Here is a 25,408-nt window from a genome sequence, read left to right as displayed (position 1 = left end):
TTTCCCAGGAGCCGCGAACATGGCCCGCCGTCTCAGGGACGAGGCCGCCAACAGAAACGGACCTAACGCCCACTCAGATCCCACTGCTGGTTCGATGCGCCCGAGCAACTCCACAGTTGGATCTTCGTTCCGTTGGCGGTGCTCGCGTCGCCGGCCTCAAGACACAACCCCGACTGCACTCCTGTGATCGTGCCGTTGGCGTTGACGTTCCACTGCTGGTTCGTCTGCCCGTTGCAGTCCCAGATGATCGCGGCAGTGCCGTTGCCGGTCCCCCGCCCGGAGGCGTCCAGGCACTTGCTGCCGTAGATCATGAGTTGCTTGGAGGCGGTGTAGGTCCACCGCTGGTTGGTGCCGCCGTGGCAGTCCCACAGCTGCGCCTGGGTGCCGTTGGCCGTGGTGGAGTTGGGGATGTCGATGCAGCGGCCCGACTGCCCGCCGACGATCTGCCGGCCGGTGGGCGGGGGCGGGGTGGTCGAGTCGAACTGGGTGAAGAACTTCCACACCTCTCCCGACGTCCAGGTCCGCCAGCCGCTGCCGCCGCTGTCGATGGGGCCGGGGTCGTGCCCCCCGTCGAACGCGGCCCATACGACGGGATGCCCGGACGAGCAGCCCGAGTAGGCCGTGATGATGTGCGTGTGGCTGCCGGACGACGGCTCGGGCGGGTTCTGCGGAGTGCAGCCGTCGTTCCGTACGAACGTGTCGCGCAGCGCCCGTCCCGACGAGATGGGCAGGACGTTGTCATTGATGCCGTGGAGCCCCATGTACGCGATGGGCTGGGTGCCGCCGCCGCAGCCGCTGAGGTTCGCGCCGGAGTAGACCGCGACCGCGCGGAAGACCGTCGCCCGGGAACAGGCCAGGGCGTACGTCATCGCCCCGCCGTAGCTGAAGCCGCCGGCGAACAGCTGCGCCGTGTCGACGCACAGGCCTGCCTCGATCTGCCGGACCATGTCGTCGACGAAGGTCACGTCCTGGCCGCCGGAATTGGCCCAGCCGTTGTTGATGCCCTGGGGCGCCACGAAGATCGTGCCGTTGTTCGCACTGTCCGCCAGCCGCCTGAGGCCGTAATAGGACCAGTTGTATCCGTCGGTTCCGCCCGAATCGACATCGTTGGCGGTGCCGCCCACCCAGTGGAATCCGAAGACCAGCCGGTAGGCGCGGGTACTGTCGTAGTTCGCCGGGACCCTGAGGATGTAGCTGCGGCTCTGGCCGCTGCTCGAGATGGTGTGCGTGCCACTGTTCAGCGCCGGAGCCTTGCCGCATCCGTCACTGGCGGCGGCGGCACTGGCACTGGTGGGCGACGTGCCTGCGTCGGGACTGCGGCCCAGCGCCGTACCGGCACCGGACATGACGAGTAGTGCCGCGGCCACAAGGGGCATTAAGAGATACCTTTTCTTCTTCACTGCTTCTCTCTCCTTCTCCTTCTCCGTCGAGGGCGCAGGCGGCTCAGACGCCGGCGATGGTCCACGCGTTGTTGGTGCTGGAATTCGGCGTCCACATCACCGTCGTCGAGCCGGACGTGGTGCTTCCCGCGCCGTCGAGGGCGGTGCCGGTGCCGCGGTTGACGATCTGGTAGCGGTTGTTGCCGAGGCTCTTGAGCGACCACTGCTGGTTGTTGCCGCCGTTCCACGCGCTCTGCCGGGCGGGAGCGCCGTTGGCGGCGTCGCCCCAGCTGTCGGCGGCCATGCCATTGGTGCGGTTCATGATCCGGTAGTAGCCGTTGCCGAGGTCGATCAGCTGCCACTGCAAGTTGCTGCTCCCGTCGTAGGTCCACTGCTTGAGGTTGGAGCCGGAGGCGACGTTGCCCCCGCTGTCGAGTGCCAGCCCGCTGGCCACATTGGTGATCTCGGCCCAGCTGGTGGGAACGCCCGCGCCGTTCAGGACGGGGATCTGGCCGGAGAAGGTGAGCTTGATCGTGTACGCCAGGGCGCTGAACGGCGCGCCCGACGAGGGCATGGCCAGGTGCAGGCCGGAGGTGTCCTGGGTCGGTGCGGGCAGGCTGATGTACGTGCCTGCGGTGTTGTCCAGCAGTTGTGCGCCGGTCAGGCTGCTGAGGTTGATCCGGTTCGAGCTCAGCGTGGCGATGGTCATGGTGCCGCCCTGCCAGCCCAGCGCGGTGGCGTACAGGACCTTGTTGTCCTGGCTGCGGGTGAACCGGATGTCCTTCGCCGTGCCGGCCACCGGGCCGCTGAACGAGCCTCCGCCCATCTGGGTGGGGCCCTCGCCGTAGCTGGTCCAGGAGCGGGTGCCGTAGATCGCTTCTCCGAAGCGGCCGAGCCAGTCACCCATGGCGAGCAGGATCGACTGCTGCCCGGAGGGGATGGTGCCGTCGGCCATCGGGGCGATGTTCAGCAGCATGCTGCCGCCCTTGCTGACACGGTCGATCAGCGCGTGCAGCAGGGCCTGCGTCGAGTAGTAGCCGATGCCCACCGTGTAGCACCAGCTGGAGGAGGAGATGCTGTCGTCGGTCAGCCAGTACGGGGTGAGCAGCCCGGCCGGGCCGCCGCGCTCGATGTCGAAGACCTCGCCCTTGTTGTTGAAGCCGTCCTTGTAGGTCGCGGCCACGTCCTTGTTCCGGGCGACCGCCTGGTTGTAGTAGTGCGCGAGGAACTGGAGCCGGTAGGACTCCTGCACCTGACCCAGGTTGAAGTCCTGCCAGACCAGGTCCGGCTGGTAGCCGTCGACGACCTCGATCAGCTTCTGGTACCAGAGCTGGTTCTCCGCGGCGGCACCCTGCTGGCCGTAGAGGATGCGCAGCGTCGGGTCGGACTGGTACGGCACGTGGTCGTAGTAGCCGGTGAAGTGGTACGCGTGGTGCAGCGAGGCCATGAACTTCAGCCCCTGGCCGCGGATGGCCTTCGCGTGCAGCCCGACGAGGTCGAGCTTCGGGCCGCGCTGGACGGAGTTCCACGGGCTGGCGTGGCTGTCCCACATGGAGAAGCCGTCGTGGTGTTCGGCGACCGGGCCGGCGAACTTCGCGCCCGCGGACTTGAACAGCTGCGCCCAGGCGTCCGGGTCCCACCTGCCGCCCTGGGAGGCGAGTTTGGGGGCGAACTGGACGAAGTTCCCGGCCTTGTCGCGGGCGCCGTCGATGAAGTTGTGGTACGGCCAGGCCGACGGGTCGCCGTAGGTGGCGATGTGGTGCTTGTTCTCGTTCGAGCCGCCGACGTACATGTTGCGCGGATACCACTCGTTCCCGTACGCGGGGACGCTGAAGACGCCCCAGTGGTAGTAGATGCCGAACTTGGCGTCCTGGAACCAGGCCGGGGCCGGGGGGTGCTGGTCGACCGAGGACCAGCTCGCGGTGTAGCTCTGCGGGCCGTCGGTGGCGGCGGCCTCGGGGGCGAAGCGCAGCAGGCCGAAGGCCGTGGCCGCGCCCGCCGTCGCGATCAGCCGACGCCGGCTGATCGGAAGGGAAGAGGAAGTCATACGGGGCCTCTCTGCGTGAGTGGCGCGGGTGGATTCAGGAGGTCAGCCGTGCGTCCACTTCTGATTGCTGCCGCCGTTGCAGGTCCACAGCTGCAGCAAGGTGCCGTTCGCCGTTCCGCCGCCGGTGGCGTCCAGGCACAGGCCGGACTGGACTCCGGTGATCGTGCCGTTGTCGTGGATCGTCCACTTCTGGTTGGCGCCGCCGCCGCAGGACCAGATGTCCACCTTGGTGCCGGGGCTGGTGCCCTGGCCCGAGGCGTCCAGGCAGGAGCTGCCGTAGACCCGCAGCTCGTCTGCCGCGGTCCTCGTCCACTGCTGGTTGCTGCCGCCGTTGCAGTCCCACAGCTCCACCTGGGTGCCGTTCGTCTGCGACTGGTTCGGCACGTCCACGCACCGGCCGGAACCGGTCCCGGTGATCGGGGCCGTTATGCCGCCGGATCCGCCGGACCCGGGGGTGAGGGACAGGTTGTCGAACTGCGCCGTCTCGGTCTGGCTGGTCGCGTAGCCGACCTGGCCGCCGGCATAGGTGTTGTCGTTCACGGAACCGACCTTCGTACCGTCGATGACGGCGGTGATGCTGCTGCCGGAGAAGGTCAGGCCCAGGGTGTGCCACCGGTTGGTGCCCAGGGCCGCGGTCGTGCCCTGGGCCAGGGCGGTGACGTTGCCGTTGGTGTTCGAGCGCTGGATCGACCACGCGCCGGTGTCGCTCACCCGCAGGTGGTAGGCGTTCAGCTGGCCGGTGCTGCTGTAGTCCTGCGCGTTCGCGCGTCCGATCAGCTCGGCGTATCCGGACTGTTCGAGCAGCACGTCGGAGGAGACGGTGTAGTTGCTCCAGCCCACGTCGCCGAGCAGGGCGTGCGGATCGGACAGCACGTCCCAGGTGATCGGCTTCTGCGGGCTCATCTGGCGTACGCATTTGCCGGAGCGGCCGCCGCCGCAGCCGGCCACCTCGAAGGCGCCCTGCCAGTCCATGAGGTACTTGGCCTCGGTGCCGGTGGCGTAGCTGTCGAAGGAGTCGCTGTACGGCAGGCCGAACGTGCCCCGGGCGGGACCGGTGGCGGTGCCCTTGCCCTGTCCGGTCGTGGTGGTGAGGGTGTACACGCGGCCGGGCTGCACGGTCAGGCTGAAGGCGCCGCCGGACGGGGTGATGTCCGTGGCGTGCACGAAGTGGTCGGACGTGTTGTTGGACCGGACGTCGGTCGACCAGACGTGGACGGTCTCGGTCGAGGCCAGCCCTCCGGCGACGTTGAAGTTCAGGGTCTGGGCACCGCCGGCGTCCATCGTCTCGATGACCGTGGAGTAGTCGGAGTTGTTCGTGGACTTCAGGGATACGTAGCTGCCGTTGTTCCGGTTGCCGCCGATATAGCCGCTGGAGTCGTCGAGGTAGTGCCACCCCGGGGCGGTGAACTGGCTAGTCTGCGCCATCACCCAGGCGTTCTTGCCGATCGCGTAGTAGCCGGACCACGGCTCCGGTGCCAGGGCGAGCCCCATGGTGGGGTAGGGCAGGTTGGGCGTGAGCGCGGCGACCACAGGCCAGTTGAGATACGCGGTCATCCGGCCGTCGATGTATCCGCGGTTGATGCCGCGGGCCACGGCCGTCGCGCCCGCGTTGTAGTCGTCCGAGCCGTTCTCGCTCGCCCACAGCTGCTTGCCGGACGAGGTGGCGGCCGACGGCACGGAGCAGTTGGTCTGTGCGGAACGGTAGCCGCAGGGGTAGTGCGTGCCGATGATGTCCACCGACGCGCGGAACGCGGCGTTGGAGTTGATGTCGCTGGCCACCGCCCAGTCCGAGTCGGCTGCGACGATCTTGACGTTGCCGTAGCCGTTGGAGTTGAGCGTGCTGCGCAGTTGCTGGTACCAGGAGACGTTGTAGCCGCGCTCGTTCCACCCGCCGAGGTAGTCGATGGTCAGCCCATGCTGTCTGGCGCAGCCGAGCCACGAGACCAGATAGTTGATCATGTCGGTGGACCAGAAGTTGCCGTTGCCGATCCAGCCGGGTGCGCCCCAGGCGAGTCCGTACAGCTTGATGTCCGGATTGCGCGCCTTGGCCTGCTCCATCAGCCACCACTCGTAGCCCCGGTTGCAGTTCAGGTCGGACCGGGTGTGCTGGTGGCTCGGCTCGGCCCCCGAGGTGGAGTTGGTGTCGCCGCCGACCTCGGCTTTGAGGATCTGGAGGGAGGCGCCGTAGCCGGGTTTGAACAGGTAGTCCAGGACCTGGCCGCGCTGGGGTTCGGGATAGTCGATCAGGAGTCTGCTGTTGCCGCCCCCGCCGCTGATCGCGCCGACGCCGTCGAAGGTGCGGCCGCCCGACGCGCCGTTGATGGTGATCGAGGTGGCGGCCTGGGCCGACGTGGCGGTCGTGCCCACGATGCCGCCGGCGGCCAGGACGAGGCCCGTGAACACGGCCGTCGGCACGCGCAGGCGCCGGAGTAACCGGCGGAATGCTGACACGATGGATTCCTTTCGCAGGTCAGAGATGCCCCGTTGCCGGTGCGGTGGTCAGCGGAGGAGGAAGTTCTGGTTGGTGCCGGGTGCGTTCTTGCACGGCCACTGGTCGAGTTGCTGGCCCGCAGTGCTGGAGGCGCCGTAGACGTCCAGGCACAGGCCGCTGTTCTTGTTCTGGAACTCGTAGGAGCCGTCGGACTGCCGTACGGGCAGCCAGAGGCTGCTTGCCGCCGTGCCGGTGGCCTGCTGGACGATGTCCGGGGTGCCCGCCGTCGTGGAGCCGCCGGCCACCGCCACGTCGAGGCCCGAGTTCTGGGCCCGCAGTTCGCCGTAGCCGCCCGAGGCCGGCACGAACTGGAACTGCTGGTTGCTCTGCCCATTGCAGGTCCACTGGTCGATCGCGGCGCCCGCGCTGCCGGAGTTGCCGTATACGTCCAGGCACAGGCTGTTGTCGGCGACCACGAGCTGGTGGTATCCGCCCGGGAAGCCGGCGCCGGACGTGGCGGGTGTCAGATAGACCGCGAACGCGTCGTGCGAGGCCTGGAACGCCAGCGGCACCGTGACCGAGCCGCCCGAGGTGCTGACGTTCTGGTCGTACACGGTCTGCGGCGCGGTGAGCGGCGCCTGGTCCGGGATGCGGTGCACGGTGACGTGCACGCTGCCGGCGTCCGCCAGCCAGGGCACGGACGCCAGCCCGTCGAAGGCCACGGACGCGGAGCCGGTGTAGCCGTTCGCGTCGCCGATCATCGCCACGGCGCGCTTGTTGACGGAGTCCAGGGAGGCCGAGATTGCGGTGGAGCCGACCTGGCCGGAGGTCTCCACGAGGGTGCCGGTCATGTCGGCGTAGTCCCGCAGCGCCCACCAGTTGCCGGTCGGCTGCCAGCTTCCCCCGCTCTGGGCCAGGACCCCGGTCAGGTTCGGGGTCATGCAGCACACCCAGTTGCCGCGCATCGCGTTGGTGTACCCGGACTGCGCGAACCGCGCCAGGTACCACGCCGTCACCCCGGCGGTCTGCCGGTCGGCCGGCTGGTATTCGTTCGAGGACAGCGGCAGCGGACCGATGCCCGCCGCGTTCAGACTGCTGTTGAGGGACTGCGAGACGGTGACCGGGTCGTCGACATCGCCCTCATTGTGGTTGGCGATCATGTCCGGCACCGTCCCGGCCGCCTTTACGTGCGCGAGCCAGGTCTGCCATTGGCCCGGATTACGCTGCGGGGTGAAGGCGAAGGACGGCCCCACGATCTTCGCCGAGGGTGCGAGGCGCCGGATCTCGCGGTACGCGGTGTCCCACATCTGGAAGTACTGGGCGCTGTTCACGCCCCGGGTCCAGAAGTAGGAGATGTCCGGCTCGTTCCAGATGTCGTACGCGAATGTCAGCCCCGAAGCCTGCAGCGCTCCCACCGTGGAGTCGATGAAATTGATCCAGTTGGAGCAGTCGCCGTTGTCGCACGGGTACCTGGTGTTCGACGGCTGGCCGCCGTTGGCGCCGTAGATGTCGCTGACCAGCACCTGGTACTGCGCGTGATAGGGCGCCTGGGTGAGCCGTTTTCCCTGCGCGATGATCGAGTCGAGGTCTGCCCGGGTGGCGGAGCCGTTCTGGTAGCCGTCCTTGATCCAGCCGCCGGAGAACCAGCCGCCGCCGCGGAACGCGTTGATCCCCAGCGGCTTGACGAACTGGTCCGCCGGCTGGCTGCCGTCCGCCGTGAACCCGTAGAGGAACCCCTCGCCCACGCCGGTCGACGGGCCCCGATTCGACGCCAGGTTCACGCTCAGCGCCTCGCCCGCGGCGGCCCGGCTCTCGGCCGTCGCGAGCAGCTGCAGCACGAACGCCAAGACGATGCCGATCGCGAGTACCAGACGGCCGTGCCTTGCTCTCGTCCTCATGCGATCCTCCGGGTCAGCTCATCGACCATTGCTGGTTGGATCCGCCGTTGCAGGTCCAGAGGTCGACCAGGGCCCCGTTGGCGGTGGAAGCGCCGGTCACGTCCAGGCAGAGGCCGGACTGGGCGCTGGTGATGGTGCCGTTGGCGTTGACGTTCCACTGCTGGTTGTTCTGGCCGTTGCAGGTCCAGGTGATGACCTTGGTGCCGGGGCTGGTGCCCCGGTTGTAGGCGTCCAGGCACAGCCGGCTGCCGCCGCTGTAGACGGTCAGCTGGTTGGCGGACGTACGGGTCCAGGTCTGGTTGGCGCCGCCGCCGCAGGTCCAGATCTGCGGCTGGGTACCGCTCGTGGTGGACGAGTTCGGCACGTCCAGGCACTTGCCCGCACCCACCGCGTGCACCGCACCGGTCGTGCCGCTGCTGCCTCCGCCCCCGTAGCCGGCCGCGGTGATGGCGGCTTGGACGGCGTTCTCGGTGGCGTCGGAGGGATAGCCCGACGTCATCGCGCCTTCGAAGAACTCGCCGACGCCCGAGACGCTGTTGTCTCCCCCCGTCCCGAGCAGGACCGAGCTGTCGACCTTCATCGGTGAGTAGCCGTTCGGCAAGGGGCCGGAGAAGGTGGTGGTCAGGCCGCCGCTGGTGGCGTTGCCGTATTTCAGGGCGAAGTTGCTGGTGCCGTTGTTCTTCTCCCACGCGCTGACGAAGGGGTAGTGCACGCCGCTGTTGTCGGGGTTTTTGTTGGAGCCGGTGTTGGTGTGGAACATGCCGTTCTCCAGGTCGGCCTCGACCCACGGGCCGCTGCCGGTGCAGCCGCCGAACCAGCAGGCATTGCCCCAGTAGACGGCGTTCATGGTGGCGTTGCCGGTGTCGGTGTGGGTGTTCTCGCCGAGGCCGTAGTCGAAGCAGCACCACTGGTTCGTGTAGTTCGACGACGTCACCATGTAGATGCCGCCGGGCTGGGAACCGGTGGGGACCCCGCTCGCGTTGTCGTGCCGGTAGCCGACACCTTGGGTGACCTTGACCCCGAAGACCTGGTGGCCGCCGGCGGTCACGGGCAGGGCCATGGCGTCCGCCCCGATGTCGGAGCCGTTGGGTCCTGGCCCCTTCCAGTAGCCGCCCCAGGAGATCGGCAGGTCGTTGTGCCGGGCGGTCTGGTCGTAGATCTTCGTGATCGTGCACGACGTGCCCGAGCAGAACGACACCTGGGACGCGGCGTCCGCGTAGCCGCCGGGACTGAGCACCCCGATGTCGCGGTAGCTGTGATCGGAGGCCCGCTGGATCTGGTACAGCGGCCCGTCGTACGACGCGAAGAGCGCCCTGGTCGTGGCGTGCGCCGTCACACACGGCGTACCGCCCGCGGCATAGATGTCGCACGGAAGCGAAGCGTCGGCCGCGAGCGCCGGTGTGCTGAACGCGGCCACGATCATCGCCAGGGCAACCATGATCATGGCTGCGCATCGTGGGGGGAGCGCGGGGGGCCTCATGCCAGCGTCCACTTCTGGTTGCTGCCGCCGTTGCAGGTCCACAGCTCGGCGAGGGTCCCGTCGGCGGTGGCCGCTCCCGTGACGTCCAGGCACAGGCCGGACTGGACGCCGGTGATCGTGCCGTTCGAATTCAGCGTCCACTGCTGGTTCCGTTGACCGTTGCAGGGCCAGGTCACCACCTTCGTTCCGGGCGCGGTCTGGTTGTTGTACGCGTCCAGGCACATCTGGCTGCTGCCGGAGTAGACGGTGAGCTGGCTGGACGTGGAGTGCGTCCATCGCTGGTTGGTTCTGCCGGTGCAGCTCCAGATCTGCACCTGGGTGCCGGCGACCGTGCTCGAGTTCGGCACGTCCAGGCACTTGTCCGCGCCCACCGCGCGCAGCTCGCCCGTCACGTCCGTGCCGCCGCCGCTGGTGCCGCCCGCGACCCGGTACATCACCGTCCCGTGCGCCGGCACCGAGGCGCTGATCGTGCCCGAGGTGGTCGAGGTCGCTCCCGACCACAGGTCGGTCAGGGCGTAACCGGACGCCCCGGTCTTGCCGATCGCCGCCGCCGTGGTGGAGATGGTCGCGGTCGAGCCCGTCTCGTTGAACAGCACCACCGACACGTCCCCGCCCGCCAGCGGCTTGGCCAGCACGTCCAGGCCGCCCGCGGACGACACCAGGGTGCCCTGCTTCCCCAAGGGGTCCTGGTCGACCGCGATCACCCGGGAGTTGGTCAGCGTGGCCAGGGTGTCCGCACTGGCCTGGGGGATGTTGGTGCCGGCGATCAGCGGCGCGGCCATCTCCGCCCACAGGCTGAACTCGCTGCGGCTCTCGGTGGCCGTCATCGAGCCGTTGCCGACCTCCAGCATGTCCGGGTCGTTCCAGTGGCCCGGGCCCGCGTAGGAGGCGAGTCCCACATTGCTGTGGAAGATCGACAGCATGCTGGCGAAGTTCGCGCTGATGTCCCCGGTGGTACGCCAGCTGTTGCCCACGTTCGCGCCCCAGGTCCACACGTTGTCCTGGCCCCAGTTGCACAGGCTGTAGAGGATCGGCCGGTCGGTGGCCGCCAGGGCGTCCCGCATCGCGGTGTACCGGGACTGCGCGGACACCCCGTTGTTGTTGCAGTTGTCGTACTTCAAGTAATCCACGCCCCAGGACGCGAACGTCTGCGCGTCCGTGGTCTCGTGCCCCAGGCTGCCCGGATACCCGGCGCAGGTCGCGGTGCCCGCGTCCTCGTAGATCCCCAGCTTCAGCCCCAGCGAGTGCACATAGTCCGCGGTGCCCTTGATGCCGTCGGGGAACTTGACCGGATCCGGCACCAGGCGGCCGGCGGAATCGCGGCTGTGGGTCATCCAGCAGTCGTCGATGTTGACGTACTCGTAGCCCGCCGCCTGCATGCCGTTCGTATGCATCGCCTGCGCGGTGGACTTGATCAGCGACTCGGAGACGTTGCAGCCGTACGCGTTCCAGTCGTTGAAGCCCATTTGCGGGGTCCGCGCAAGCCCGTTGTCCAGCGCGGCGGCGGGCTGCGCGGTGCCGGCTGAGACGACGGAGGCCCCCGCGGTGAGCAGCGCGACCGAGGTGAGCGCCACCGCCCTGCGCAGGAGCGGTCGCGGGAGGAGGGACAGAAGTCGTCTAATAATGACCATGTCAATGACTCTCCTGGGCGGGTCTCTCGTGGCCGTGGGTTGGGTGTGCTGGAGGAGACCGGCCTCCTCCGGCACGGAGGCGGACCTCAGCGGTAGCCGGCCGCGGTGACGTTGGCCTGCACCGCGTTGTCCGTCACGTCGGAGGGGTAGCCGGCGACGATGGCCCCCTCGTAGAAGGTGCCGGCGCTCAGGTTGGCGCCGCCGCCGGGCTTGCAGCAGTCACCGCCGCTTCCCAGGACGATGGCACCCTGTTTCCTCATCGGGCTGTATCCGTTCGGCAGGCCGCCGTCCCACAAGGTGGTCAGGCTGCCGGACTGCGCGTTGGCGCCCTTGAGGGCGAATCTCGACGTCCCGTTGTTCTTCAGCATCGCGGTGACGAATTTGCCGGTGAACGCCCGCTGGCTGGGGTTCCAGGACTGGCTGCCTCCGGAGTACAGGCCCCATTCGAGATCGGCCTGCACCCAGGGGCCGCTGCCCGAACAGCCGCCGAACCAGCACTGGGTGCTGAAGTTGATCGCGTCCATCGCCCCGGCGGCGTCGGCGCTCCTCGTCGTCTCGCTGTTGCCGTAGTCGAAGCAGCAGCCGCCGTTGACGTGGGTGCCGCTGGTCACCATGTACGCCCCTTCGGGCGCGCTGCCGGTCGGCACGCCCGTCAGGTGACCGTCCCGCCAGTAGCTGTTCCCGGGATTGATGTAGAGCGAGTACGCCTTGGTGCCCCCGGCGGTCAGCGACTCGGAGGTCGCCTTGGCGGGGCTGCTCTGGCTCGATCCCGGGACCTGGGCCGAACCCTGGTACCACAGGTCGTTTCCGTGTCCGGACTGGTCGTAGACGACCGTGATCACACACGAGGTGCCCGCGCAGAACGCGTCCTGCGCCGCCGCGTCGGCGAAGCCGCCGGCCGCAAGCACACCGATGTTCCTGGTCGCGTTGTCCGAGGAGCGCCTGACCTGGTAAAGGTTGCCGTTGTACGAGCCCAGCAGGGCCCGCACCGTGCTGTGCGCGGCCACGCACGGCGTACCGCCCGCCGCGTAGATGTCGCACGGGCCCGATCCGTCGGGCGGCGCAGTCGACGGCGTGCTCCACTTCTGGTTGCTCTGGCCGTTGCAGGTCCACAGGATGACCGCGGTGCCGTTGGCCGTACCCGCCCCGTTGACGTCCAGGCACAGGCCGGACCGGACGCCGGTGATGGAGCCGTCGGCGTTCTGCCGCCACTGCTGGTTCTGCTGCCCGTTGCAGGACCAGATGATCACCGCGGTTCCCGGAGCGGTCCGGTCGCCGTAGGCGTCCACGCACCGGGTGCCGCCCATCGTCCTCAGCTCACCCGCCGACGTGAACTCGAACGCCTGGTTCGCCTGACCGTTGCAGTCCCAGACGTCCAGCGCCGTGCCCGCCGTGTCGACACCGCCCTTGACATCGAGGCACCGCCCCGACGCCGCACTCACCAGGGGCGCCGGCGCCGATGCCGACCGCGCCGGCGCGATCGACAGCAGCATGGCCAGCAGCGCCGTCACGCAGACGGCGGCGGCCGTCGTTAAGCGGGAGCTCCGGAACGAAACCGATGAAGGCTGCATGGTGTTCCTCGGGTACGTGGAGGGCGAGGGTCTGGGAGCGCTCCAACTTTGCGAAACACGCTCAGACATCCCATGTTTCATAGTGATTTCACAAGGCACTTCACCTGTCAACACGCATATCACTCCCGGTCTGAGCGCAACCCATCCCATGTCTCTCTCAGTCAGACCGCCGTGAGGGCATGCCGGAACCAGCGCCAATCTCCTTGTGGGTGGGGTCCGGGGGTCATGAGACCGGTAGCGCGGTCCACTGCTGGTTGGCGCCGCCGCTGCAGTCCCACAGGACCAGCTGCGTGCCGTCGGCGGTGGACGAGTTGGGATCGTCGAGGCAGCGGCCGGAGACCGGGTTGCGGTAGCCGCCGTTGTAGGCCTGCCATTGCTGGTTGGTGCCGCCGTTGCAGTCCCAGATCTCGATCTTGGTGCCGTTGGCGGTGCCGCGGCCGGTGGCGTCGAGGCACTTGCCGAGCGCCCGCAGGGTGCCGTCGGAGCGCGCGGACCACTGCTGCCCGGTGGAGCCGTTGCAGGTCCAGATCTGCGCGGCGGTACCGTTGGCGCTGCTGCCGCCGTTGACGTCCAGGCACTTCCCCGCGATGCCGGAGCGCACCTGCCCGCCGCCCACGGAGACCGGCGGCTGGATCCAGCCGGCGGCGTCCGCGGCCTGGACACCCGCGTCGAATGCCGCCGCCATCTTGCTGAAGCCGTTGTCGTTGGGGTGCAGCGAGTCGGACAGGTCCGCGGTGGTCAGGGCGCTCATGTCGACCAGGCGGACGTGCTTGCCGGCCGCCTGCTCGGCCTGGACGATGCCGGGCAGCTTGGCGTTGAACGCGGGCCGGTTGGCCTCCTCCGTACCGCTGGTGGAGATGATCACGGTGCCGACGAGGACGGTGGCGTCGGGTGCGGCGTTGGTGATCTGGTCGATCAGCGCACGCATCCGGTCGGCGGCGGTCGGGATCTGGTAGTTGCCGTTCAGATCGTTGGTGCCGATCTCCAGGGTGACGACATTCGGCCGGAAGCGGGCCAGCACGGAGTCCGCGATGCCGGCTATCTGGTCGATCCGCCAGCCGCTGTGGCCCTCGTTGTCCGGGTCGGACATGGTGCCGTTGCGACCCGAGCCGACGAAGTCCTGGGTGTGCCCCTCGGCGGCCAGCCGGTTCCACAAAAAGCTCCGGTAGCTGTTCCCGGACGCGCTGCCGACGCCCCAGGTGATCGAGTCGCCCAACGGCATCAGCCGCAGGGTGGCGGGCGCGGCGGCGGACGCCGAGGTACCGGTGGCGGCCGCCGCGGGCCATGCCGCGCCCATACCGAGCGCGGCCAACAGCACCGCGACCAAGGCTGCCAAGAGCTTCTTCATCTTTTTTTCCTCACTGGTGCGGGACAGCGGGCGTGGGGAACGAGCCGGTCAGTGCGGAGTGAAGTCCTGGTTGGAGCCGGCGGCGTTCTTGCACGGCCATTGGCCGAGTTGCTGGCCGGTGTTGCTGCCGCCGCCGTAGACGTCCAGGCACAAGTTGTTGCTGCCGATCACCAGCCGGCGGTAGCCCGTGGGGAAGCCGCCGCCTGTGGACTGGACGCCGGCCCGCTGGATGACGTCCCTGGCGTCCTGCGGCCAGTTGGTGCCGCTGAGCTGGACATTCCCGGTGAGGACGTTGTTGTGCGGCGGACCGGTGGCCACGTAGGTGTTGCCGCCGTTGTACCCGTTGCCGGAGAAGGTGCTGTCGTCCGTGTGATGGTTCGCGTTCGCGTTGGTGAGCGCACAGTTGCCCGCGTCCTGCACCACGTTGTGGGACACCGTCAGACAGCGGGCGCCCTCGTCGAGGTACAGCGCGGTGGTCTGGTGCGCGGGCTGCTGCGTCTGCTCGATGGCCGCGAACGGCTGCTGGGCGCTGCCGTTGCCACGGGGAGCCGCACCTGGCGCCACGTACAGGGCGGCGGTGGCCGCCTGGTCTGCGGCCGGTGGGGCGCTCGCGGTCCCGACCGTGACCACGCTGCCGGCCTGCAAGGCGAGCAGCGCCGCGGGGGTGGCCCAGCGGGGCCGGAACGGTACTGCTCTGGGCATGTCATCCTTCGGGTGGCATCGGGGCCGTGTGGCGCCCCAGTGGCGAAGCCACCAGGGGCCGGAGCGGGGTCAGGTCAGCTGAGGTTCCACTGCTGGTTGGAGCCGCCGTTGCAGGTCCAGAGTTCGGCCAGGGCGCCGTTGGCGGTGGAGGCGCCGGTGACATCGAGGCAGAGTCCGGACTGGGTGCCGGTGATCGTGCCGTTGGAGTTCAGCTGCCACTGCTGGTTGGCGCCGCCGTTGCATGGCCAGGTCTCCACCTTGGTGCCGGCGGAGGTCTGGTTGTTGTACGCGTCCAGGCACATCTGACTGCTGCCGCTGTAGACGGTCAGCTGGTTGGAGGACGTGCGGGTCCAGGTCTGGTTGGCGGTGCCGCTGCAGTCCCAGATCTGCGGCTGTGTGCCGGCCGTGGTGGACGAGTTCGGCACGTCGAGGCACTTGCCCGCGCCCACCGCGTGCAGCGCGCCGGTGCTCGTCCCGCCGGACGCATTGCTGTATCCGGCCGCGGTGATGTTGGCCTGAACCGCGTTCTCGGTGGCGTCCGACGGGTAGCCGGAGGTCATCACGCCCTCGTAGAAGGTGCCTTGGGCGCCCTTGCTGTTGTCGCCACCGATGCCCAGGATGATGGCGCCCTGCTTCCGCATCGGGTTGTAGCCCGCGACGTTGGGACGTGGTCCGTCGTAGAAGGTGGACAGGCCGCCGGACTGCGCGTTGCCCCCACGGATCGCCCAGTGGTTCGGGCCACCCTTGATGATGGCGGTCGTATACCGGTGGTTGATGGTCGGGTCGCCCGCGTTGTAGTGCTGGTTCACTCCGGAGAACAGGCCGTTCTCCAGGTCGGCCATGATCCAGGGGCCGTTGCCCGCACCATAGCCCCAGACCTTGATGTTGCCGAAGTAGATGGCCTCCATGGTGCCGTTGCCGTCGTCGTTGTTGGACGTCTCGGCGTTGCCGTAGTCGAAGCAGCAGCCGCCGTTGTAGTGCGTGCCGTCGAAGATCGCATACATGCCTTCGGGGTTGTCCCCGGTCGCGATGCCGTTTGTGTGGTTGTTGCGGTACCCCGTGCCGGGCGCCACGAAGACGCCGTAGGCCTTGTGACCGCCCACCGTGGTGGGCGCGGCGGTCGCGTTCGCGAGGTTGTCGGGACCGCCGGCGGCACCGCCGCCGGGCGCCTGGGTGAGATGGTTGCCGCGGCCGGACTGGTCGTAGAGGATCGTGATCAGGCAGGTCGTCCCCGCGCAGAACGAGTCCTGGGCGGCGGCGTCGGCGTACCCGCCCGCACTCAGAACGCCGACATCCCGGGTGGTGTTGTCCGAGGCACGCCGGACCTGGTAGAGCGGCCCGGTGTATGAGGCGTACAACGCCCGCGTCGTACTGTGCGCCGCCACACAGGGCGTACCGCCCGCCGCGTAGAGATCACACGGCCCGGACGTGGCGGCCCGGGCCGTCTCCGCCGTGGCCGTGGCACCGGCCAGCGCGCCGACGACGAGCACGGCCGCGGCCCCCGCCCGGGCGAACGTTCTCGGCAGGGAGCGGTGGGAGCGCTCCCATTGCTGCACAAGTGCCTGATCCCGCACATTTTCCGGCCTGCCGCGGCGCCGTAGTGCCGCGAGCAGCCATTGGACGCCACCGCGCCCGGACAGCAGGTGGCGTCTCGTACGTGTGGTTCCCATCTGATCTCCCTACTGTGCCGGCGTAACCCAGTCCGGGTTTTGTAGGTGGCGCTGACATATGCGGATGCGCTTGCACATGCCGTTCGTGCAGTGAGATTGCAGAGAGGTTTCGGGGGGAGACGGTGCTCCCGATTCCGCAGGGCTGTCAAGGGTGCGGAGCCTTCTCCTCGACTCTTGTCGTGGAATCGATTCGATGGCCGATTCCTGCGGATCGGCCATCGACCGGCGCCCGTGAGCAAGTTCGGCGAGGCGGCGGGCAAGTGGTGATGCGCCTCCCGCCCGCGCGGCGCGGCGGATCGCGTGGGTGCGCCCGACGGCCGGGCCCGGATCACCCGGGCGACCACCATCACGTCACTGAGCGGGGACGCAGCCACCGAACCCCGGGTGATGAGAGGCCGGTGCGATGGCACGGGCCGAAGCGGCGGGCCTCGGACGTGCGTCGGAACCGCCCTGGTCTTGGGGCACGCCATTGACCCCACCCTCCGCCGGTCGTAGCCTCCCATCGAAGCGCTTGCATGGAATCGATTCGCTACGTATTCGCTGTCTGCCCTCCCACACCGCGTGAGACGCGGAACGCGTGTCTGTGCCCGGCAGCCCGACGCAGTTCCCCGCGTACTCATGACACTCGGGCATTCTTCGGCCGCCGCCCTGGCCCTCGGCGCGCGGGCCATCTGCCTGGCACCAGGGCGCTCGTCCGGCACCACCCATGACGAGTCCCTCGGGGGTGGCTGCGCCGCCGTATGCACGGCCCGCCGCCGCGGACTCATCACCCTTGCGCCGCACGTCCACAGCGAAGTGGCGCCGAAGCCGAGGAAGACGCGATGAGACGAGACCCGGCCGCTTGGCCACGGCCGCCATGACTCCACCGACAACGGCGATCACGCTGACGGCACCGACACGAGGCGAGGCGGGCACCTCGCCGGCAGCTGGATCGGCGACGGGCTCCGCGACGGCTCCGCCCCTCCCCGCCACTCCATGCCCCGCCGGCGAGCCGATTCGCGCGAGGTATCCTTCCGGCCGGCCGGCAGGTTCTTGGGGAGTCGCATGAACATAGGGGAGATCGCCCGGCGCGCCGGCGTGTCACGTAGCACTGTGTCGTATGCGCTCAGCGGCAAGCGGCACGTCGCGCCCAGCACCCGCAGACGGATCCAAGACGTCATCGACGAATTGGGATATCGCCCCAACGCGGCGGCGAGGGCTCTCAAGGAGGGCCGGACCCGGACGATCGGTCTCGTGATCCCACCGGCCGGCAACCGGCTCACGCACATGCAGCTGGACTTCGTCGCCAGCGTGGTCGACGCCGCCGCCCGGGTGGACCTGGACGTGCTGCTGTCCTCCTCCGGCGGGGATCACGACCGTTCCTTCGAGCGCCTGGTCTCGGAGTACCGGGTGGACGGCGTGATTCTGATGGAGATCCGCCTGGAGGACCCTCGCGTGGGCCGCCTGCAGAAGGCCGGGCTGCCCTTCGTCGGTATCGGGCACACAGCCGGCGACCAGCAGATGTCCTGGATCGACGTCGATTACGCCGGCTTGATCCAGCACTGCGTGCGGCACCTCGCCGATCTGGGGCACCGCCGGGTGGCTCTGGTCACCCGTTCCCCGGAACTCCTCGCGGCCGGCTACGGCCCCGCGCGCAGGGCCAGGGAGGGCTTCGAGACGGCTCTGACCGAACGCGGTCTCGACGGCATCGAAGTGTCTTGCGGGGACGATGCCCGCTCCGGCAAGGAATGCGTCGAGGCGCTCCTGCGCAGCCATCCGGACCTCACCGCCGTCACCACCATCAACGAGGCCGCCCTGCCCGGCATCCAGCGTGCGCTGGCGGACACAGGCCTCGAAGTGCCGTACGACTTCTCCATCACCGGAGTGGCGGCCAGGACATGGGCCGAGGACTTCCATCCGCCGCTCACGGCGGCGGACGTACCGGCCCAGGAGATGGGCGAGAAGGCCGTTTCCCTGCTGGTGGAACGTATCGCCTCGCCGGACACTCCGCCTCGGCACATCCTGTTGACGCCCCCGATCTCACTGCGCTCCAGCACGGCCGCGGCACCCACCGCCCGGCCGTCGCGAGTCGATCGCGCGGTGCACTGACGCACTGAGCTTGTCTTTCAACCTCCGTGCGCTTGGGTGTGCAGGCGCGCCTCCGCAACGGCGGTGGCCTATACAGGTTCTGGAGCGGACGGGCCTCCGCACGGCTGCTTTCCGACCAGTGCAGCCGCCATACGCCCGGTGCGGGCTTCGCTGACGGACACCGCGGCCGCCTTGGTCCGTCCACCGGGCCCATCGCAGATGCGCCTGCGTCTGGCCGGGATCGGAGACCTCGCGGATCACACGTTGATCCCGAATCAGCCGCAGGCCCACCGGGGCGTCGTCGTAGCGGATTCGGCGGTCTCGATCATCCCGTGCCGGCGCAGCGGGCCGCCGAAACCGTCCACGCAGTCGCGGACCCAGTGCCGGGCGGCTGTGATGCTCGCCGTGACCGCGGGGAAGCGCGTCTCCCAGGATGGGATGGTCGAGTCGCCGTTCGCGAGATTCCTCCAGCGCGGGTGGCTCCGGGCCGTCGCCGACCGGTGCTCTGCGCACCCGGTGGCAGCCATCTGCCGGGTTACCCCTGCTGCCCGGTGAACCATCCGTGTCTGCCGGGTGACCGCAGATCCCGCGGAAGTCACCCGGCGGGAGTTCGACGGTGCCGGCGCGTGCTGGGTGAGTGCGCTACAGCCCCCTCGACGCCTTCGGCACCGGGATGGACGACGACACCGCCGTCCTGGCCGTTCCCGCACCCCGCCCCGACGGCGAAGCGCAGCTGTGAGCGAGATGCCTGCCGACACGAGGCGCACTCCTTCTCGTGTCAGTCGCGATTCCGTGAGCACGGTGGCTGAGACGGCGTACGGCGTCGGTGCAGCCCAGTGCGTCGATGCCTTCTGCGACAGCGGTGCCCTGTTCGCCGAGAGTCAGGTCCGAATCGACACCCACGCAGTGAAGGCCCGGCGGATGCCGGGCCTTCACGTTCGAGTAGCGGGGACAGGATTTGAACCTGCGACCTCTGGGTTATGAGCCCAGCGAGCTACCGAGCTGCTCCACCCCGCGTCGGTACGGTGAACTGTACGGCACCGATCGGAATCGGCCCAATCGACCTTCGCCGCGCTCGGAGCGAGCCCGGCCGGTCGCGAGGTACGCGACGCAGGGACGGCCCGCGTCGCCGACGACTCGCAGTTCCTTCAGGACGACTGTGTCAATGGGGAGCCCGGTGCATCCGGTCATGAGCCCATGCTGGATCGATGCACGGGCGGTTACTGACAGGAAACGGACGTCACGTTGGTGCGCGCCCACGCAGAAGGCCGGCCGGAAAGGTCACACCCGCTGCACGCAGGCCGCCTACGATCGCCGACCCTTTGGAATCGATGCCCTGCGCGACGGCCATCACAATCTCCAAGCCGTGCTTGCAGACGCTGCCGGTGTCCGAGGCCCTCGCCGCCGGCAGCACCGGGTCGAAGTCCGCCACGACGACCTCCACCACTTCGATGAGCCGCAGTTCCGTCAGTACGGGTCCGGGCGCGTGGTGGCCGGTGGACCGGTGACCGTGGTGAGCTGGAGCTTGGTCTCGTCCTCGCTGCCGGGCACGGCGGTCATGATGACGATCTTGAGTTCGGAGTCGCCGTCGGTCAGGACGTCGCAGTCGACCATGACCGGGCCCACCGACGGGTGGTCGATTGTCTTGTGGTCCTCGCGGTGCGCGGCCACCTCTCCAGTCGCCCATAGCTCGGCGAACTTCATGTTCCCTGCGTTCAGTTCGCGGATCAGCGTGGCCAAGCGACTGTCCTGAGGGAAACGGCCGGTAGCGCGGCGAAGGTCGGAGACGACGGCGGCATCGGTGGCGTCGCGGTCTGCCTCGGTCACCGGCCACAGCGCGAGGTGGGCGGGGCCGGCGTCCACCGGGAACCTGTCGCGGGCGAAGTTGCGCAGCCGAGGCGGCGAGGCGGCAGGGTCGCCCAGCAGGGCCGCCCACCCACGGTTCCACCACACCAGTTGCCAGTCCGCCGCGAACACGGCAACCGCCACGTCTGCGAGGCGGGCGAGCACCCGCTGCATGCCGGGCGGAAGATGGTCAGAGATCGCCCCGCCCACCGGCGGTAGGAGCTGGGCCAGCCGGTACAGGTGGTCGCGCTCGGCGGTGGACAGCTGAAGGGCGCGCGCAAGGGACGCCACCACCGACGCTGAGGGTGTCGTAGCCCGCCCCTGCTCCAGGCGCACGATGTAGTCGACCGATACCCCGGCGAGGTCAGCCAGTTCTTCGCGCCGCAGCCCGGCAGCCCGGCGCCCGTGGGCCACCGGCAGCCCGGCGGCCGATGGGGGCAGCCGGTCCCGCCACGTGCGGATCATCGCGCCCAGTCTCGTTCCAGGGGTCGTCGACATGATCTCCATCCTCCTGCATCCCCGGCCGTTCGTGTGGGCGCAAGGGTGGTACTGGTCGTCCTACCGTCGGAGCGTCCCTGGCCCGCCTCCCTCGTCGAGGCAAATATCGAACGCATGACGATCACCTTCATCACCGGAGCCAACAAGGGGCTCGGCCGCGAGACCGCCCGCCGCCTGATCGAGTGCGGCCACACCGTGCTCGTCGGAGCCCGCAACCGTGAGCAGGGCGAGGAGACCGCCACCGCGCTCGGCGCACGCTACGTCCCCATCGACGTGACCGACGACGCGTCCGTGGTCGCCGCAGCCGCGAACGTCGCCGAACATGAGGGCAGGATCGACGTCCTGATCAACAACGCCGGTGTGCACGGCCCCGTCGGCGATCCCGGTGACCTCACCGCCGCCGACGCTCTCGCCGTCCTCGACGTCAACGTCATCGGAGTCGTCCGCACCACCACCGCGTTCTTGCCGCTGCTGCGCCGCTCGGACGACCCTGTGATCGTCAACGTCAGCAGCGGCATGGGCTCCCTCGCCCTCACCCACGACCCCGACCGCCCCGAGTCACACGTCATCGCGCCGCTGTACACCTCCTCGAAGGCGGCGCTGACGATGCTGACCACGCAGTACGCCAAGGGACTCAAGGGCATCCGCGTCAACGCCGCCGACCCCGGCTACACCGCGACCGACCTCAACGGTCACAGCGGCCCTCAAACCGTCACCGAGGGCACGGACGCGATCGTCGCCCTCGCCACCGAGGAGCCCGGCGCCGGCACCGGACGCTTCGTCTCCCGCCGTGGCGAGATCGCCTGGTCCTGACACGGGCCGTACCGGACCAGCCCCGTCAGGTGACGAGGACACCACGAGATCACTGCAGTATGCGATGTGGCTCCAAGGCGCAGATCGCGTCCTGATCAATCTGCGGGATCCGACCCGGCGCTGCTCACGTCCCCGCAGTCAGCACCAGCACGCGGCACGAACCGGGCGGTACGGCCGCGAGGATGCCATCTGCGGCACTGCGCCGCCCCTGGACCAACGCGTTCTTCGGACAAACCGAGGTCAGGTCCCATTTCCTGGCCCATCGCCATGCATGTGGGTGCCCAGGGAGTCAAACGGGCGTCACGGCCGACAGTCCGCCCTTGCAACCCGGTCGCTCCAGCCTTCGCCGACACCCTGCTCGACGTGACCGGCGTCCTCCTCGGCCAACTCCCGCTCATTCGCGACCGGGTGTGGCTGGTCGTGCGAGACGCGGGCCTGACGGATCGGCAGGTGGGCGACTCGTGGTGGAACGCTCCCTGTCAGCCGGCCTGCTGCGCCTTGATCGCGTCGCTCACCCGAACCGTCCCCGGCTGCAAGGACGTCCAGGCGGACACCGAGCACGATGCCGGGATCCGCCGGGAGTTCGTGGACGGTCGAAGTACGCGTCAGCTGGTCCGAAGACCGACCGCCAGCGTCAGTTCAAGGACCCGGTGTGGCGATGCGAGATCCGGAAACAGCTCCCGCAGCTGCGACATCCGGTACCGGACTGTCTGGGGATGGACGAACAACGCCGCCGCCACCTCGTCCCGCCTGCCCTGGTGCAGCAGCCACGCCCGCAACGTCTCCTCCAGCCGCCGCGCGGTCGCGACAGGCAAGGTCCGCAACGGTGCAAGGGCTCGGGCACGCAAGTCCGCGAACGCGTCCACGTCGGCGCTCAGCACCAGCTCGGGCAGGTGGTCCTCGGTGTCGCGGATATCAGAGGAGAGGGAGCGCGCGCGTACGGCTCGTGCGTACGAGGCGGACGCACGAGTCCATGGCCGGGCCGGGCCGACCACTGCGGTGCGGTCGGTCAGCTGCCGCAAGAGATGTGATCGGTCGGCATCGGGGACGAGCAGCACACCGGTGGCGTCCGGCAGATCGTCGAGGACGAGGGTGCTCGGGTCGAGCGCGCGGTAGGCAGGCCGGGCCTGGGCGGCGGGCAGCAGGACCGCCGTCAGCGAATCCGGAGGCTGCCACCCGGCCCGTTGAGCAGAGGCCAGCAACACGTCCGGGCTCGCGCCGGCGAGGAGGTCGCGGGCCAGCTGTTCCAGGTGGCGCTCGTGGGCCCTGCCCCGGGCGGCCAGTTCGTCGGCGTGGCCCGCGGCGCTCGCGGCGGAGAGCTCGTCGATGTAGGCGAAGGTCAGCTCGGCGAACTTGGCCACCTCGGCGGCGGGCAGACCTGCGGACACGGCACCCGCTGCCAGGCATCGCCAGGCCACGCGGGCGCCGACGCGGTAGGCGCTGAGCAGGGCGTCCATCGAACGGCCGTCGCGCACCTCGCCGCGGCCCAGCTCGTAGGCTGCGTCGCCGCCGTCGCCGCCTGTGGCGTTCCCGCTCGCGAGGTCCAGGTAGTTCCCCAAGGCGGTGCGGACGGCTCGGCGGATGGTGGCGCCCATATGGCCCGACAGGGCGTTGGCGTAGGAGGGGACTTCGTCGATGATCGCCTGGACGACCTCGTCGGCGGTGGTCTTCAGCGCAGCCCTCAGTGCGGTGACCGTCGTCTCATCCAGGGCCAGTTCGCTGGCCCTCCGGATTGCATGGCTCACGTCTTTGTTCCCTGCGAACAATTCAGCCGACCAGATTTACGTCCTTCGGTCAGGACTTTACGCCTTGAGGCGCAGCAAGCTGGAGTCATGACAAGTGCAGCCCTCCGCAGCAGGGCGTGGAAACTGCTGGAGATGGTCACGACGCCGCTGCTGCCGTCGGACTACCTCGACCTGGTCAGCCCACTGCGTGCGGGCGCTGACCTGCGGGGGCGCATCGAGGCCGTGCACCCCGAGACGGATGACGCCGCGACTGTCGTGATCAGGCCGGGACGGGGTTGGCGCGGCCACACAGCCGGTCAGTACGTGCGGATCGGGGTCGACGTCGACGGGGTGCGTATGTGGCGTGCCTACTCCATCACCTCGCCGACGAACCGCCGGGACGGCCGCGTCACGATCACCGTGAAGGCGATCCCGGACGGCAAGGTCAGCAACCACCTGGTCCGCAGGGCGAAACCGGGCACGCTGATCCAGCTCGACCAGGCGACCGGTGACTTCGTGCTGCCGCAGGCCAAGCCCGCCAAGGTGCTCTACCTGACGGCCGGCAGCGGGATCACGCCCGTGATGGGCATGCTGCGCGACATCGAGTTCGACGACGTCGTCATGGTTCACTGCGCGCCACGGCCGCAGGACGTGATCTTCCGCAACGAACTGCACGATCTGGTCGTGGACAAGAAGCTGCGGCTCATCGAGGTGCACACCGCCACAGACGGAACGCTCGACATCGCTCGTCTGGACGAACTCGTGCCCGACTGGGCCGAGCGCGAGACCTGGGCCTGCGGGCCCGCGGGGCTGCTCGACGCCGCCGAGGAGCACTGGGCCGAGCACGGCGTACAAGAGCGCCTGCACACCGAGCGCTTCCGCCCCGGCATCGTCGTCGCCGGCGACGGCGGCGAGGTCACGTTCAGCGCCACCGGCAAAACCGTCGACGCGGACGGCGCTACGCCGTTGCTGGACGTCGGCGAGGAGGCCGGCGTGCTCATGCCCTCCGGGTGCCGCATGGGCATCTGCTTCGGCTGCGTCACGCCGCTCAAGGCGGGCGCCGTCCGAGACCTGCGCACCGGCGAGATCACCGAGGCCGAGCCGGGCGTCCTCATCCAGACCTGTGTGTCCGCCGCGGCGGGCCCCTGTGACATCGACCGGTAGGAGCACCTTGACCGCCATCGACCCCACCGCCCACCTGACGGCGGAGCAGATCGAGGAGCTCGGCCGTGAGCTGGACGCCATCCGCGACGAGGTGATCGCCGGCCGCGGCGAGAAAGACGCCGCCTACATCCGCAGGATCATCTCGGCGCAGCGCAAGCTCGAGCTGGTCAGCAGGGGCGTGCTGCTGTTCTCGATGTTCCCGCCCGCGTGGCTGCTCGGCACCGCCGGTCTGTCCGTGGCGAAGATCATGGACAACATGGAGATCGGCCACAACATCCTGCACGGCCAGTGGGACTGGATGCGCGACCCCAAGATCCACTCCACCACCTGGGAGTGGGATCACGTCTCGCCGGCCGACCAGTGGAAGCACTCGCACAACGAGCTGCACCACACCTACACCAACGTGATCGGCAAGGACAACGACCTCGGCTACGGCATCATGCGCGTCGACGAGGACCAGAAGTGGCACCCGTTCCACCTCGGCCAGCCGCTGTGGAACTTCATCAACGCCTGCTTCTTCGAGTACGGCATCGCCGCCTACGACCTGGAGCTCGGCAAGAATCTGCACAAGCGCCGCCGCAAGAACCCGGAGTTCCGCGCGCGGGCCAAGGCCGTGGGCCGCAAGATCCGCAAGCAGGTGCTCAAGGACTACGTGATCCACCCGCTGCTGTCGGGCCCTTCGTTCCTGCCCACGCTCGCCGCCACGTTCACCGCGAACCTGGTCCGCAACATCTGGTCCCACTCGGTGATCATGTGCGGGCACTTCCCCGAGGGCGTGCAGGTCTTCGAGCGCCGGTCGATCAAGGGCGAGACGCGCGGCCAGTGGTACCTGCGCCAGATGATGGGCTCGGCGAACATCAGCGGCAGCAGGGCCATGCACTTCATGACCGGCAACCTGTCGCACCAGATCGAGCACCACCTGTTCCCGGACCTGCCGAGCAACCGGTACGCCGAGGTCGCGGTGAAGGTGCGCGCACTGTTCGAGAAGTACGAGCTGGAGTACGTCACCGGGCCACTGCCCAAGCAGGTGTTCTCCGCGTGGCGCAAGGTCTTCCGGCTCTCGCTGCCGAACAAGAAGCCCGCGGTCAGGACGCCGGACCGCGAGCGGGAGCTCGTCGCCGCCTGATGGTCACAAGCGCC

17 protein-coding genes and 1 tRNA gene are annotated in these 25,408 nt (G+C 68.9%); 4 read left to right on the top strand and 14 right to left on the bottom strand.

What is annotated here, in order from left to right; genetic code table 11:
- Positions 1-62 precede the first annotated feature (62 nt).
- From AB0946_RS29975 to AB0946_RS29930, 10 genes are all read right to left on the bottom strand, one after another.
- Positions 63-1,376, bottom strand: coding sequence for a ricin-type beta-trefoil lectin domain protein (locus AB0946_RS29975; RefSeq protein ID WP_366763787.1), 1,314 nt, complete (start codon positions 1,374-1,376; stop codon positions 63-65).
- 67 nt (positions 1,377-1,443) lie between these two features.
- Positions 1,444-3,426: an alpha-L-fucosidase gene (locus AB0946_RS29970; protein ID WP_366763786.1), complete on the bottom strand. Its 1,983-nt coding sequence runs from the start codon at positions 3,424-3,426 to the stop codon at positions 1,444-1,446.
- Positions 3,427-3,468: 42 nt separating this feature from the next.
- Positions 3,469-5,877 carry a ricin-type beta-trefoil lectin domain protein gene (locus AB0946_RS29965; RefSeq protein WP_366763785.1) on the bottom strand — a complete coding sequence of 803 codons (2,409 nt, stop codon included), beginning with the start codon at positions 5,875-5,877 and terminating at the stop codon, positions 3,469-3,471.
- Positions 5,878-5,925: 48 nt separating this feature from the next.
- Positions 5,926-7,755: an RICIN domain-containing protein gene (locus AB0946_RS29960; protein WP_366763784.1), complete on the bottom strand. Its 1,830-nt coding sequence runs from the start codon at positions 7,753-7,755 to the stop codon at positions 5,926-5,928.
- 13 nt (positions 7,756-7,768) lie between these two features.
- Positions 7,769-9,199, bottom strand: a complete 1,431-nt coding sequence (locus tag AB0946_RS29955; protein WP_366763783.1) for an arabinofuranosidase catalytic domain-containing protein — start codon at positions 9,197-9,199, stop codon at positions 7,769-7,771.
- A 32-nt stretch (positions 9,200-9,231) separates the two neighbouring features.
- Positions 9,232-10,866: a ricin-type beta-trefoil lectin domain protein gene (locus AB0946_RS29950; RefSeq protein ID WP_366763782.1), complete on the bottom strand. Its 1,635-nt coding sequence runs from the start codon at positions 10,864-10,866 to the stop codon at positions 9,232-9,234.
- 86 nt (positions 10,867-10,952) lie between these two features.
- A complete protein-coding gene (locus AB0946_RS29945) occupies positions 10,953-12,359 on the bottom strand; it encodes a lectin (protein ID WP_366763833.1) in 1,407 nt (468 codons plus the stop codon).
- 301 nt (positions 12,360-12,660) lie between these two features.
- Positions 12,661-13,785, bottom strand: coding sequence for a ricin-type beta-trefoil lectin domain protein (locus AB0946_RS29940; protein ID WP_366763781.1), 1,125 nt, complete (start codon positions 13,783-13,785; stop codon positions 12,661-12,663).
- Between the two features lie 48 nt (positions 13,786-13,833).
- Complete coding sequence (locus AB0946_RS29935; RefSeq protein ID WP_366763780.1) at positions 13,834-14,487, bottom strand: hypothetical protein; 654 nt, start codon at positions 14,485-14,487, stop codon at positions 13,834-13,836.
- A gap of 74 nt (positions 14,488-14,561) precedes the next feature.
- Entirely contained in the window at positions 14,562-16,157 is a 1,596-nt protein-coding gene (locus tag AB0946_RS29930) for an arabinofuranosidase catalytic domain-containing protein (RefSeq protein ID WP_366763779.1), read from the bottom strand.
- A gap of 1,044 nt (positions 16,158-17,201) precedes the next feature.
- Here AB0946_RS29930 and AB0946_RS29925 point away from each other — a divergent pair.
- A complete protein-coding gene (locus AB0946_RS29925; RefSeq protein ID WP_366763778.1) occupies positions 17,202-18,245 on the top strand; it encodes a LacI family DNA-binding transcriptional regulator in 1,044 nt (347 codons plus the stop codon).
- 922 nt (positions 18,246-19,167) lie between these two features.
- Here AB0946_RS29925 and AB0946_RS29920 read toward each other — a convergent pair.
- The 3 genes from AB0946_RS29920 to AB0946_RS29910 all read right to left on the bottom strand — a co-directional run bounded on the left by AB0946_RS29920 (position 19,168) and on the right by AB0946_RS29910 (position 20,576).
- Positions 19,168-19,241 (bottom strand) — tRNA-Met (locus AB0946_RS29920).
- A gap of 223 nt (positions 19,242-19,464) precedes the next feature.
- Positions 19,465-19,656 carry a hypothetical protein gene (locus AB0946_RS29915; protein WP_366763777.1) on the bottom strand — a complete coding sequence of 64 codons (192 nt, stop codon included), beginning with the start codon at positions 19,654-19,656 and terminating at the stop codon, positions 19,465-19,467.
- Between the two features lie 35 nt (positions 19,657-19,691).
- Positions 19,692-20,576, bottom strand: coding sequence for a helix-turn-helix transcriptional regulator (locus AB0946_RS29910; protein ID WP_366763776.1), 885 nt, complete (start codon positions 20,574-20,576; stop codon positions 19,692-19,694).
- Between the two features lie 105 nt (positions 20,577-20,681).
- Between AB0946_RS29910 and AB0946_RS29905 the strand changes: the two genes are divergently transcribed.
- The gene (locus AB0946_RS29905) at positions 20,682-21,380 is read left to right on the top strand and encodes an SDR family NAD(P)-dependent oxidoreductase (protein ID WP_366763775.1); all 699 of its coding nucleotides are present in this window, start codon (positions 20,682-20,684) and stop codon (positions 21,378-21,380) included.
- A 605-nt stretch (positions 21,381-21,985) separates the two neighbouring features.
- Here AB0946_RS29905 and AB0946_RS29900 read toward each other — a convergent pair.
- The gene (locus tag AB0946_RS29900; RefSeq protein WP_366763774.1) at positions 21,986-23,125 is read right to left on the bottom strand and encodes a helix-turn-helix domain-containing protein; all 1,140 of its coding nucleotides are present in this window, start codon (positions 23,123-23,125) and stop codon (positions 21,986-21,988) included.
- A gap of 87 nt (positions 23,126-23,212) precedes the next feature.
- Between AB0946_RS29900 and AB0946_RS29895 the strand changes: the two genes are divergently transcribed.
- Together AB0946_RS29895 and AB0946_RS29890 are read left to right on the top strand one after the other, a co-directional pair.
- Positions 23,213-24,268: a ferredoxin reductase gene (locus AB0946_RS29895; RefSeq protein WP_366763773.1), complete on the top strand. Its 1,056-nt coding sequence runs from the start codon at positions 23,213-23,215 to the stop codon at positions 24,266-24,268.
- Between the two features lie 7 nt (positions 24,269-24,275).
- Positions 24,276-25,394, top strand: coding sequence for an acyl-CoA desaturase (locus AB0946_RS29890; protein ID WP_366763772.1), 1,119 nt, complete (start codon positions 24,276-24,278; stop codon positions 25,392-25,394).
- Positions 25,395-25,408: the final 14 nt, after the last annotated feature.

It is taken from the genome of Streptomyces sp. NPDC046870 (assembly GCF_040704595.1).
GTDB lineage: Bacteria > Actinomycetota > Actinomycetes > Streptomycetales > Streptomycetaceae > Streptomyces > Streptomyces argyrophylli.
Note: the sequence above shows the minus strand (reverse complement) of the source record. Positions and strands in the feature narration are given on the sequence as shown.